This is a genomic window from Desulfovibrio cuneatus DSM 11391 (assembly GCF_000430005.1).
Classification (GTDB): Bacteria; Desulfobacterota; Desulfovibrionia; order Desulfovibrionales; family Desulfovibrionaceae; genus Frigididesulfovibrio; species Frigididesulfovibrio cuneatus.
Genome location: NZ_AUCY01000018.1, coordinates 26,874 through 39,672 on the forward strand (window position 1 = coordinate 26,874; position 12,799 = coordinate 39,672).

Consider the following 12,799-nt stretch of genomic DNA (forward strand, 5'->3'; position numbering starts at 1 on the left):
CCTTACCCCGTTACAGGCCTCACTTTACACCCTTTGCCAGCCAAATATTCTTTAATAACCGGAATAGTATACTCCCCGTAATGCACAATGGAAGCAATAAGCGCAGCAGAAGCATGCCCCTGGGTTAACGCTTCATACATATGCTGGGGCGAGCCTGCCCCGCCGGAAGCAATAACCGGAATGCGCACACCATCGGCAATGGTGCGGGTCAGGGTCAGTTCATAGCCTGCCTTGGTGCCGTCGGCATCAATGGAATTCACGCACAGTTCCCCTGCCCCCAGCTCCTCGCACCGTTTGGCCCAGGCAATGGCATCTATGCCCATGTGGGTACGGCCGCCATGAATAACAATTTCATAGCCCGAAGGAATGGCCGCCGTAGGGGGCACCTGTTTTACGTCCATGCCCACCACAATGGCCTGGGAACCAAAGGCCTCGGCCCCGTTACTGATAAGTTCCGGGGTTTTCACCGCCGCAGAGTTAATGGAAACTTTTTCAGCTCCAGCCACCAGCACGGCCCGCATGTCTGCCACGCTGGCAATGCCGCCCCCCACACTAAAGGGAATGGCAATGGCTTCTGCCACGCGCTCTACCACGTCCAGAAAAATGCCGCGCTCCTCGGCAGAGGCCGTAATGTCGTAAAACACAATTTCGTCGGCCCCTTCTTCATAATAGCGCCGCGCAGTTTCCACAGGGTCGCCAATGTCTACGTTGCCCTGAAATTTCACGCCCTTGGTAAGCTTGCCATTACGTACATCCAGGCAGGGGATAATGCGTTTGCTCAGCATGGGCTACCTCGTTTCTGTGTAAGTATAAAAGTTACGCAACAGCCGCAGCCCGGCGGCACCGCTCTTTTCCGGGTGAAACTGCACAGCCCAGAACCCTTCACGCCCGTAAATGGAACAGAATTCCACCCCGTGGGTGGTGGTGGCAATTACCAGTTCCGGGGCAGGTTCTGTGTAATAGCTGTGCACAAAATAAAATTCCGCTGCCGGGTGAATGCCTTCCAGCAACGTGCTTTTTTGCTTGGCTTGCAAGCTATTCCACCCCATGTGGGGAATGATGATGGGCTGGCCTTCCTCATCCTTCAGGGCAGGGTCAAAACGGCGGCAAATGCCCTTTTCAATGCCCAGGGTGGGAGTATTATTTTCCTCACTGCGCTCCAGCATAATCTGGCAGCCAAGGCACACACCCAGCAGGGGCTTGCCATCAGCTATCAAGGTGCGCAGCACAGCGTCCATGCCTGTGCGCTGCAACATGCCCATGGCTTGCCCCGCAGCACCCACACCAGGAAAAATAACGCCTGTAGCAGCGCCAAGCTCTTCCGGGTTGCGGGTAATGGCGGCGGGAATGCCAAGGCCTTCCAGGGCGCGGCGCACACTGGTCTGGTTTCCTGCTTCGTAGTCGAGTATGGCAATCATACGGTTCCTTTTAAGGCTGTTGTTTTTCTTTGGGGAGGCTCTGCCTCCCCAAACCCCTCCGCCAAGGGCATGATGCCCTTGGAACCCCACATCGGCGTTCAGTTTTTCGCTACGCGAAGAACTGAACGCTAATGGGGGTCAAGGGGAATCATTCCCCTTGCAGGGGTTGGGGGACAGCGTCCCCCAAGTGAAATACTGTAAGAACAAAAGACCATGGATTAGAAGCCAAGAACAGACTCAGGCCCGGACGTAGCAGTTAATGCGCCAGTTGAAGGCCCATGCCCTGTTTCCCCAAACCGCACCAGCACCATGCCTGCAAAGGCTTCCCCCTTGTACACTTCCACGCGGTAAGTGCTGCCGTCTTTATCCAGGGAGTATTGGGGCAAAAAATCTTTCTGGAACAGTTCCACCCCGGCTTCTGTGCCGTTTTGTTCCTTACGCGCTCCAATGGCATTTACCCGGTAGCCTTCCGGCACTGTCACAGTAAACGAATCGCGCACCCCCACCACATTGCCCAGGGGCACAGTTACGGGGCTGGCGGTGTCGCACTGCATACCAAGGCTTGGCAGGGAATTGTCAAATTCCATAAACTGCGGCTTGAAGCGCGTCAGGGTACGGTTGCCATAGGCCACCCGCCATGTACCATCTTTTTCCGGCACCATTAACAGCAAGGGCTTGCTGGCTTGCAGGGCAGGGGCTTCCCCCTGTTTGAAAGGCAACAGGCTTAAGCTCGTCCGGGCATTATCCAGGGGCAGCACCAGCTTGCTATCAAAGGCAGCAAGCATAAGGTTGGAATTCAGGGTAGCCAGCACCCCTTGCGGGGTAAGGGTAAAATTGCGTGTAAATTCTATGCCCATTTGCCGCATGAACGATTCCACAAGCAGCAGGTGATAATAGCTGCGGTATTCAGTGGAAAATTCTTTGCTGGCTTCCAGCCCAAAGGCTGGTTTGCCACTGCACACCGCAAAATAGCTCAAGGTTTTTTCCATTTCCTTGTCGCCCTGGCGGGTATGGGTATTGCGCAGGTGGTAGCGGTGTTCCGGGTGGAGCAGTTTTTTATTGGCATCTTCCGTAGCGGTTTGGGCCATGCCTTGCAGGTTAGCAAAGCGCGGGGCGCTCATGTCTTCCTGGTCAATAATCACGCTTTGTCCCCAGCGGCCGGGGTTATGTAGCTTGTCTTCAAATGCGGGGCGGTAAAAGCCACTGCCATCATGCAGGTTCAGCACCAGGTCCACGGTGCTTTCCGTAAGCACTTCTTTGATGCGGGTCACGGTGGCGTAGTCCGGGTCTGTGGTGTTGAGGAAAGCAAATTTGCGGTTCATGTCGCCGGAACTGCCCCGGTTGCGTAGCAAAATGCTGGGCAAGTTCAGGTCTGGCACCACCCACACGGCACCTTTGGTAATGGTATAATGCGAAGCAATTAAGGCTGCGGCAGAAAAACCGCCGGGTTCGTCGCCCTGAATGCCCCCGACAACCAGCAGGGTGGGGCCACCAGGGGCACCCATTTTATGCAGAATAAACGAAGAAGCCGAAGGGGCAAAAGGCAGGGTAGGTAACGGCCCGGTGGCCAGGGCTAATGCATTTTCCACCATTGCTTGTGGAATCGCTTTTGAAGGCAGCACAGAGGAAGGAAGAGCGGTGGGCACAACGGTACCTTGCCCGGCCTGACTGGTTAGGGCCTGGGGGGACGAAAGGCTGGCAGCAAGGGCTGGTGATTTTGGGGAGGCTGTTTCACTCTGGCGGGGTAGGCTGGGTTGGGTTGCATCAGCAACAGGCGCACTGCCCTGCGGGAGGGAGGCTGGCAGAAAAGAAAGGAGCGTTTCAACACGCAGGCTGCTCCAATAGGAGGTAACACCGCTGCCCAATGCTGCACCAAGCAGGAAAGTACCCAATAATATAAAGTGCGTGCGTTTCATGTGCGGTGGCGTATGCCGCTCCTTTAAGGAATAATACCGTGTAGTGCGTTTATACAGTGCCATATTTTATGCAAAATTCCAAGAGAACCCTGCAAAGCTTCCCCATGCCCCGGTGGCCCTGTTTTTGGGGTTATGGCCCCAGCACCAACCACGCGGGAATAGCCTTTGCCTGCCCCCTTCCCCACACGCACAATCCCACGTGGTATGGGTCAAAACAAGCTGAAAAACATATCCCTATGAAACAATTTTTACTTTCATGAAGCCTGGGGACTTGACAAATTAAACCAAGAACCGTAGCGTTATTTTACGCAAAAACACGTTGACCGATATACTCCGGCCAATGCATTTTGCTCAAAATTGTTTTACCACGCCAACCTACTTTTCGGGAACCACACAGTATGTCCTTCTCCTCCATTTCCCTACACAGCACACTTTTGCAGAACAGCCTTCTTGGGCTGATTCTTGTTGTCGTCTGTGTTTTAGCGGGAATGCCGTAGCGGGATTAGTGTATTTTCATACAGAACCCCCCGTCGGCATTCCCGGCGGGGGGTTTTTTGTTGACCCCGCTGGCATACCACGGGAAAACCAGGCACTTTGGAAATGCAACCCAAAGGGTCAAGCCAAGGAGGCTCTATGTATTCCATGCAAGGCGCGGACCTTGTTATCCGGCTTCTTGAACGACAAGGAATAGACGTGGTTTGCGGTATTCCCGGCGGCGCGGTGCTGCCCCTGTATGACGCCCTGCTACGCCACGGCGGCATTCGCCACGTGCTGGCCCGGCATGAACAGGGGGCAGGGTTTATGGCCCAGGGCATGGCCCGCGCCACAGGCAAAACAGCCGTGTTTTTTGCCACATCCGGCCCGGGGGCCACCAACACCCTTACGGCCCTGGCAGATGCCCGTGCCGATTCTGTGCCTGTGGTGTGCATTACCGGGCAAGTGGCAAGCCCCCTTTTGGGCACCGATGCCTTCCAGGAAGTAGATACCTATGGAATGAGCCTGCCTGTGGTAAAACACAATTTTTTGGTACGCAGTGCACAAGAGTTGCTCAAGGTTATTCCTGAAGCGTTCCGCATTGCCGCTTCTGGCAGGCCTGGCCCGGTGCTGGTAGACATTCCACGCAACATTCAGCTTGCTCCCGTGGAATTTGCTGCATGGCCGGAACCCGGCACAGCCACGCCCCACCCCCAGGCCCAGGAAGCAACCCTGCAACAGGCCCTTGCCCTGCTGCTTTCTGCCAAGCGCCCGGTTATTATGGCTGGTGGGGGCGTAATGGGGGCTGGTGCGGTGGATGAAGTGCGGGCACTGGCAAAAGCCATGGGTGCCCCTGTGGCCATGTCGCTGCTGGGGCTTGGCACCATGCCGGAAGAAAACCCCCTTTCCCTTGGCCTTATTGGTATGCACGCCGCACGCTACACCAACATGGTCATTGATGTGTGCGACCTTTTGCTGGTGGTGGGGGCACGGCTGGACGACCGGGCCACAGGCCTTGTGCAGGGCTTCTGCCCAGAAGCAAAAATTGTACACATTGATATTGACCCCAGCGAGTTGGGGAAAATCCGGCAAGCCCACATTGATATAGTGGCAGACGCTGGTGCATGTTTACGCTGGTTCCTGGAACATATGCCTGCCGATGCAGCTAAGGCCCGTGCCCCGTGGCTGGCCCAGGTGGCAGCCCTTAAGCTGGCGCACCCCCTGCACACCCCCGGTGCAGATAAGCCCACTACCCCTTATGGCATGGTGCGGGCCGTGGCCCAGCGTGTGCCGGAAGACACCATTGTGGTGACCGATGTGGGCCAGCACCAAATGCGCACGGCCCAGTTTTACCCCATACGCCACCCCCGCAAGTGGCTTACTTCCGGCGGGCAAGGCACCATGGGCTTTGGGTTGCCTGCCGCCATTGGCGCAGCCCTGGCCTTTCCACAGCGCACAGTGGTGTGCTTTTCAGGCGACGGCAGCCTGCTTATGAACTTGCAGGAAATGGCAACGGCAGCAGACCAGGACGTGAATGTTAAAGTGATTCTGGCTGACAACGGCGGCCTTGGCCTTATTCAGCAAATGCAAAACCTGCTGTTTGAAGGGCGCACAGGCGTTTGGCGTTATGAACGCCCGGTAGATTATGTGAAGGTGGCGGAAGGGTTTGGCTGGTACGCCGTGGACCTTGGGGCAAGCCAGAACCCGGCAAAAGCCTTGCAGGAAGCGCTGGAACGCCCCGGCCCGGCCCTGGTGCGGGTGCCGGTGGCAGCTGAGGAGAATGTGTACCCGCAGGTTTTGCCAGGGGCGGCCAATACTCAAATGATCGGCAATTAAGCACACTATGCCCTTTTGCCCTCTCGCTACGTCAGGTGGCGTCGTGTATTTCAGTCATGTACCAAAGCGTACACTCCTTCATACACGACTTACCTTCCTTGCGAGAGAGCAAAAATCCTATAGTGTGCTATCGGTAAAAACGTAGTTTTTCATCCGGTAAGAGCACCCCCTGTAAAAAACACTCGCGCCTTGCCAAGCAAAAAAACTCACCATTTTCATCCCTATGACGTTATTTAGGAAACGAGCCCTGCCTCGGAGCATCTATCCCGCCCCAGGAGCGGAAGAAAGGAGTTAGGCAATATGACGACTACTTCAGAAAATAACACACCCCTGGTGGCCCTGCGCCTTACGGTGCTGAACCATCCAGGGGTGATGAGCCACATTTGCGGTATGTTTGCCCGCCGGGCGTTTAACGTGGAAAGTATTTTTGTTATGCCCATGCCCGGCACAGACAAAAGCCGGGTGTGGCTGTTGGTACATGAAGATGACCGCCTGGAGCAGGCCCTGCGCCAAACAAGCAAGCTGCATGATGTGTTTGAGGTGACCACCTGGCCTGGGGGGGTGGATGCCTTCCAGCGGTTTGCCGCGTTTATGGATGTTTGGGAGGCCACCGCCGCCAACCTTACGCCAAAACGCTGATTTTTTCCGTTTGGCGGCGTTGCTTCATGTTTTTTACAGGGGGGCAGGGCTAAAGAGCCCACCCCCCCTATAAAAAACACTTGCGCCTTGCCGGACGGATAAAAACGGGCTTTGGGAAACGCTCAGTTTTTCGTTTGGCAAGGCACGAGATTTTTTTGAGGCGGGTGCTGGACTCTTCGGTCCTGCCCCGCCTCAAAAAAACCGAGTAACGCCGCCAAACGGAAAACTCAGCGCTTCCCTAGCTGCGGTAGTCCGCATTGATGTTCACATACTCATGCGTCAGGTCTGAAGCCAGCAGGGTATATTCCCCGTCTCCGCTTCCCAGCACAATGTCCATGGCCAGGTCGCGCCCCTGCAAGGGTTCTTTCAGCAGGGAATCAAAATCAAGGGGGGTGGGCTGGCCCCCGGCAAACAGTTCCACACCGCACAAGGAAACCCGCACTTCTTCCGGCACAAACTTAGCCCCGCAGCGCCCAAGGGCTGCTACAATACGCCCCCAGTTGGCGTCTTTGCCGTACATGGCAGTTTTCACCAGTTGGGAATGGCCCACGGTACGGGCAGCGCGTTCCGCGTCGGCTGCGTTGCGTGCGCCAGTTACGTGAATGTGCATCACCTTGGTGGCCCCTTCACCATCTTGCACCAGCATATAGGCAAGGTTCCCCAAAATGCGCACAAGGGCCGCTTCCATAAGGGCCATGTCCTGCCTTGCCACCCGCACCCCGGAAGCGCCGTTGGCAAGGCCATACAGGGTGTCGTTGGTGCTTGTGTCGCCGTCTACCGTAGCCCGGTTAAAAGTAAGGGCCACAGCGCGGGAAAACAGACGCTGCCAGGCAGCCGGGGGAATAACCGCATCACACAGCACCGTGGAAATCATGGTGGCCATATTGGGGCAAATCATGCCTGCGCCCTTGGCAAACCCTGTCAGGGTGACCACACCGCCTGTAAGGGAAACCTGCTCTCCGCAAAATTTGGGAAAGCTGTCTGTGGTCATCATGGCTTTAGCCAGCTCTTCCACCGAGGCGTTGCCAAGGTTTTGCACAAGCGCCGGCACGGCGCTTTCCCAGGCGGGCATATTCATTTGTGCGCCAATAACCCCTGTGGAAGCGGGCAGAATTTCTTCCGGCCCAATGCCAAGGGCAGTGCCCACCAGTGTTTGGGTGTGGCGGCAGTTGGCAATGCCTTGCTCCCCGGTGCAGGCATTGGCCTGCCCGGTGTTTACCAGCACAGCGCGGGCATGGGGCGATTTGTGCAGCATTTCCTGGCCCACCAGCACAGGGGCGGCCTTGAACATGTTGGTGGTGAACACCCCGGCCGCAGAACACGGCAACTGGCTGTATACAAGGCTTAAATCAGGTTTGCCGGAACGCTTGAACCCGGCGGAAACAGCGGCAAGCTGGAATCCTTTTGCAAGTGGTGTAGACATACTCATATCCTGTAACCTTGAAGTATTGTTGCCTGTGGCTATTTGCCGCAGCATTTCTTGAATTTTTTGCCACTGCCGCAGGGGCAATCATCGTTGCGCCCCACTTTGGGCGTTTCGCGTTTATCCGGTCCTTTTTTGTGGCCTTCCCCTGCGCCGGAGTAAGAAAGACGGGAAGAACGGTCTTTGTGCATAAATGGAGATTGCTGCGGCCCAGGCTGCGCGGAAGCACTTTCAAATTCCTGCTCTGGTTCTTGCTGGGCAGGGGCCTGTGGTACCGCTTCGTTGTGCCGGGGCACACTGGCTGTGCCCACCACCGGGCCTTCTTCAACAGTGGTTGCGGTCTCAGGCGCTTCAGCGGCATCCTGCCCCACGCTTACCCCAAGGTAGGTGGTGTCTTCCCCTTGCTCGTTCTGGCCTTCTGCCACTTGGAAGCGGAGGCGGGCAACGGTTTTCAGCACGTTTTCCTGCAAGCGCATAAGCATGTCGCGGAACAGGGCAAACCCTTCACGCTTGTATTCTTGCTTGGGGTCGCGCTGGCCATAGCCGCGCAGGCCAATACCGTCGCGCAGGTGGTCCATGTTCAACAGGTGTTCTTTCCAGCAGCGGTCCAGTTCTTCCAGCACAAAATAGCGCAGAATGTCCTGGTAAATTTCCGGGGCAGCTTCACGCACTCGGGCCAGCATACGTTCAGCACATTCGCGGGCTTCATTCTGGTTGGGCAACTCTTCGCCCTGCCAGTAGGCATTCATGCTGAAAATATCTTGCAGGTTGGCCCGCAGCATGTCTTTTTCTTCTTCACTCAAGGCGCCGCGTGCCGCTTCGTACCCTGCATACAAATCGTTGAGCACAGCATCAATAAACTCTTGCACCAAGCCTTCCACTTCCGGGCGGCTGATGGCATCATAACGCAAGGAATACACCACTTCGCGCTGCTGGTTCATAACGTTGTCGTAATCCAGCAGGGTTTTACGAATTTCAAAGTTATGGCCTTCCACCCGCTTCTGGGCATTTTCAATGGCCCGTGAAATCATGCGGTGTTCAATGCATTCGCCGTCTTTCAGGCCCAGGGTTTCCATAACCTTCATGATGCGTTCTGAACCAAACAGGCGCATAAGGTCGTCTTCCAGGGAAAGGAAGAAGCGCGAACAGCCAGGGTCGCCCTGGCGGCCGGAACGGCCCCGCAACTGGTTGTCAATACGACGGCTTTCGTGCCGTTCCGTACCCAGAATGAACAGGCCCCCAAGCTCGCGCACGCCGTCCCCAAGCACAATGTCTGTACCCCGGCCTGCCATGTTGGTGGCAATGGTCACTTTGCCCAGTTGCCCGGCTTCTGCCACAATGTCTGCTTCCTGCTCATGGTGCTTTGCGTTAAGCACGTTGTGCGGAATGCGGTCACGCTTCAGCAGGGTGGAAAGCAGTTCAGAAGTTTCAATGGAAATGGTGCCCACCAGAACAGGCTGCCCCTTGGTGTGCAATTCTTTTATCTGCTCCACAATGGCTAGGTACTTTTCCTTGCGGGTGCGGTACACCACGTCAGGCAGGTCTTTACGCACCATAGGCCGGTGGGTGGGAATGGAAACCACCTCAAGCCCGTAAATTTCATGAAATTCAACGGCTTCAGTATCTGCCGTACCTGTCATGCCGCTGAGTTTTTCATACAGGCGGAAGTAGTTTTGGAAGGTGATGGAAGCCAGGGTCTGGTTTTCCGCCTCCACTTTTACGCCTTCCTTGGCTTCAAGGGACTGGTGCAACCCGTCGGAAAAACGGCGGCCCGGCATAGGGCGGCCTGTAAATTCATCAACAATCACCACCTGTCCTTCTGTAACCACATAATCCACATCCAGGCGGAAAGCGTGGTGGGCCTTCAAGGCCTGCAACACGTGGTGCTGCAAGGTGATGTTTTGCATGTCGAACAGGTTGTCTACCCCCAGCAGTTCTTCACACCGCTGCACGCCAGCATCGGTAAGCATGGCGGTTTTGGCTTTTTCGTCCAGGGTAAAATGAGTTTCGCGCTCCAGCAGGGGAATGATATTGTTCACGGTGCGGTACAGGTCGGTGGAATCGTCTGCCGCGCCGGAAATAATAAGGGGGGTTCTGGCTTCGTCAATAAGAATGGAGTCCACTTCGTCCACAATAGCAAACTGGTGTTTGCGCTGCACAAGCTGGTTCTGGTAAAACTTCATGTTGTCGCGCAGGTAGTCAAAGCCAAATTCGTTGTTGGTGCCGTAGGTTACGTCCGCAGCATAGGCGGCTTTGCGTTCTTCGTCGCTCAGCCCATGCACAATAACGCCCACACTCAACCCAAGAAAATTGTACAGTTTGCCCATCCAGGCAGCGTCGCGCTTGGCCAGGTAGTCGTTCACCGTAACCACGTGCACGCCTTTGCCGCCCAGGGCATTAAGCACCACGGCAAGGGTTGCCATGAGGGTTTTCCCTTCCCCGGTTCTCATTTCCGCAATTCTGCCACCATGCAATGTCATGGCACCAATAAGCTGCACGTCAAAGTGGCGCATGCCCAGCACACGGTTGCTGGCTTCACGCACCAGGGCAAACACTTCCGGCAAAAGTTCGTCTGGGGTCACTTCCTCTTTGCGCAAGGCTTCCTGCCATGCGCAAATTTGGGTACGCATGTCGTCGTCTGAAAGAGCCTGCATGCGCTCTTCCAGAGCGTTGATTTGCGCCACAAGTTGCGTCTTGCGTTTAATGTAGCGCTCGTTCTGCGAACCAAACAACTTTTTAAATATAAGGCTGAACATGAGTACTCCAGGGAGGGTAGGTGGCTGCAACACTTGAGGTAAAGTAGGCGTTAACCCGGCAGAGTCAAGCGCGGGCTGGAAAAAAGTCATTTTTACACAGGGTGGGCAGCCGGGGTACAGTACCCCAAAAAGACCCACAAAAAATGGCAGCACTGTTCCTTGGGCTGTGTGTGTAAAAATGTGTGGTGCAGCTTGCCAGTGTAGCTTTTTTGGTAAAAAAAACAAAGTGTTCTTTTTTTGGGCAAAACCCCCTGAAAATCCATGCAATTCAGTCTACCCAAACGATTCCGCAAAGGGTATGGGCGGTTACTTTTTACCGGACATCAGGCAGTTTTTGCGGCAGCACAAGGCCTACTTCAGTCGCGTACAAAACACACTGCCCGGCACAATTCATGACGGAAGGCATGGGGTTATTATAATACAGCAATAAAAAGTATATATTTCAATTACATGTTGCGGTACAAACACGAGAGAGCCTTTCAGAGTTACATCTCTTTTTTGCTGACTTTTTTGCTATTTTATGAAATTGTCAGCACCACGCAAACTGGCAGGCAACAGCCGTTTTTACTTTGCCAACCTTTTCTTCTTCCACAGGAACGATTCTTCTGGGTGTTGAAGTAAACAACCTATTGTAAAGAATTACGTTCGGGAAACGTTCGACAGGAGACACTGTCATGTTCAACTCTCTTCTTCCTCAATCAGCCCCATTTTTCAAGCTGTTGTTAAAACAAAACCAGATATTGCGCACTGTAGCTGCCGCTGTTGTGGAAATTCTGGAACACAACAATGCCCTGGACAAACAACACAGGGAAGTGGCCACACTTGAAGCCAAGGCAGACAACCTGCATATGGTTATCAGCCGCCACCTTTCCCAAACGTTTATTACCCCCATTGACCGCGAAGATATTTTGCACATTAACAAGGCGCAAGAAGAAGCCATTGACCAACTGCACAACATGGCCAACCGCCTGTATATTTTTGAATTTGCCAAAATCCGCTTTCCCATGCTGCGCCTTGCCCGCACCCTGCACCACATGGTGGAATTAACAGGCAACATGCTGCAAGGCCTGAGCAAACGGAGCGACAGCCACAATACCCGCGAATTCCGCACCCTGCGCAATGAATGTGAAATGCTGCTGAGCATGGGCCTTGGGGAGTTACACGACCTGAGCGACCCCACCCCGGCCAACATTCTGGAAGTGCTCAAATGGAGCCAGGCCTACGACCGCATGGAACTGGCCCTGGAACAGGTGGTGGAACTGGCAGAAGCCATTGAGGAAGCGGTGCTGAAAAATGCTTGATATACCTCTATTACTGGTAATCATCATCTTTACTGCCCTTATTTTCGACTTTACCAATGGTGCGCACGACTGCGCCAACGCCATTGCCACAGTGGTTTCCACCAAGGTACTCAGCCCGCGCACCGCTGTAACCCTTGCTGCACTGCTCAACCTTGTGGGTGCTCTGCTTGGCACGGAAGTGGCCAACACCCTTGGCAGCGGCATTGTGCGGCCTGAAGTGGTTGCGGGCAGCCACATACTTGTTCTGGCAGCGCTTTTTGGGGCCATTTTCTGGAACAGCATTACCTGGTATTTTGGCATTCCCTCTTCTTCTTCCCACGCCCTTATTGGCGGGCTTATGGGCGCTTCCTTTGCCCACGCTGGCCTTGAATCGCTGAACTTTCTTTCTATTTTCAAAAAAATTATTGTGCCCCTGCTTGCCTCCCCCATTGCCGGGTTCATTATGGGCGGGCTGCTTATGTGGCTTATTTACCTGATTTTTGCCAAAGTTAACCGACCCCTGGTCAACCGCATTTTCCGCAAGTCGCAAATGCTTTCCGCAGGGGTTATGGCCCTTAGCCACGGCCTGAACGATGCCCAGAAAACCATGGGGGTTATTACCCTTGCCCTGCTTATTTTTGGCAGAATTGAAACCTTTCATGTTCCCCTTTGGGTAAAGCTGGCCTGTGCCTTGGCCATGGCCGCAGGCACTGCCATGGGCGGCTGGAAAATAGTGAAAACCATGGGCCACAAAATATTCAAAATGGAACCTGTGCATGGTTTTGCTGCGGAAACCTCCGCCGCCATGATAATTGGCTGCGCTTCCATGATTGGCGCCCCCATTAGCACCACCCATACCATTACCGCCAGTATTTTTGGGGTAGGTTCCACCAAGCGCCTTTCTGCCGTGCGCTGGGGCGTTGCCGGCAACCTGATTATTGCCTGGGTTATTACCATTCCTGCTTCTGCCACCGTGGGGGCGCTTAGTTTTTGGGGGCTTGAACTGCTGGGCGGCCTTTTCTAGGGAAACACTCATTTATTCCGTTTGGCAGCGTTG

Annotated in this window: 9 protein-coding genes; 4 read left to right on the forward strand and 5 right to left on the reverse strand. The window is 54.8% G+C overall.

Annotation, left to right across the window (positions count from 1 at the left end; all coding sequences use genetic code 11):
- Nucleotides 1-2: 2 nt before the first annotated feature.
- The 3 genes from hisF to G497_RS16875 form a co-directional block, all read right to left on the reverse strand.
- Nucleotides 3-785 carry an imidazole glycerol phosphate synthase subunit HisF gene (gene hisF / locus G497_RS0105310; RefSeq protein ID WP_027187382.1) on the reverse strand — a complete coding sequence of 261 codons (783 nt, stop codon included), beginning with the start codon at nucleotides 783-785 and terminating at the stop codon, nucleotides 3-5.
- Nucleotides 786-788: 3 nt separating this feature from the next.
- Entirely contained in the window at nucleotides 789-1,418 is a 630-nt protein-coding gene (gene hisH / locus G497_RS0105315) for an imidazole glycerol phosphate synthase subunit HisH (protein ID WP_027187383.1), read from the reverse strand.
- Between the two features lie 218 nt (nucleotides 1,419-1,636).
- The gene (locus tag G497_RS16875) at nucleotides 1,637-3,334 is read right to left on the reverse strand and encodes a M99 family carboxypeptidase catalytic domain-containing protein (protein WP_245576349.1); all 1,698 of its coding nucleotides are present in this window, start codon (nucleotides 3,332-3,334) and stop codon (nucleotides 1,637-1,639) included.
- A gap of 633 nt (nucleotides 3,335-3,967) precedes the next feature.
- Here G497_RS16875 and ilvB point away from each other — a divergent pair.
- Together ilvB and ilvN are read left to right on the forward strand one after the other, a co-directional pair.
- A complete protein-coding gene (ilvB, locus tag G497_RS0105330) occupies nucleotides 3,968-5,644 on the forward strand; it encodes a biosynthetic-type acetolactate synthase large subunit (RefSeq protein WP_027187385.1) in 1,677 nt (558 codons plus the stop codon).
- 300 nt (nucleotides 5,645-5,944) lie between these two features.
- Entirely contained in the window at nucleotides 5,945-6,283 is a 339-nt protein-coding gene (gene ilvN, locus G497_RS0105335) for an acetolactate synthase small subunit (protein WP_027187386.1), read from the forward strand.
- A gap of 238 nt (nucleotides 6,284-6,521) precedes the next feature.
- On the opposite strand, the gene argJ is transcribed toward ilvN, so the two are convergent.
- Entirely contained in the window at nucleotides 6,522-7,706 is a 1,185-nt protein-coding gene (argJ, locus tag G497_RS0105340) for a bifunctional glutamate N-acetyltransferase/amino-acid acetyltransferase ArgJ (RefSeq protein WP_027187387.1), read from the reverse strand.
- A 38-nt stretch (nucleotides 7,707-7,744) separates the two neighbouring features.
- Nucleotides 7,745-10,462, reverse strand: a complete 2,718-nt coding sequence (secA, locus tag G497_RS0105345) for a preprotein translocase subunit SecA (RefSeq protein WP_027187388.1) — start codon at nucleotides 10,460-10,462, stop codon at nucleotides 7,745-7,747.
- Nucleotides 10,463-11,136: 674 nt separating this feature from the next.
- Here secA and G497_RS0105355 point away from each other — a divergent pair.
- Entirely contained in the window at nucleotides 11,137-11,763 is a 627-nt protein-coding gene (locus G497_RS0105355) for a DUF47 domain-containing protein (RefSeq protein ID WP_027187389.1), read from the forward strand.
- The gene (locus tag G497_RS0105360) at nucleotides 11,756-12,766 is read left to right on the forward strand and encodes an inorganic phosphate transporter (RefSeq protein ID WP_027187390.1); all 1,011 of its coding nucleotides are present in this window, start codon (nucleotides 11,756-11,758) and stop codon (nucleotides 12,764-12,766) included. The genes G497_RS0105355 and G497_RS0105360 overlap by 8 nt, the downstream gene beginning before the upstream one ends.
- Nucleotides 12,767-12,799: the final 33 nt, after the last annotated feature.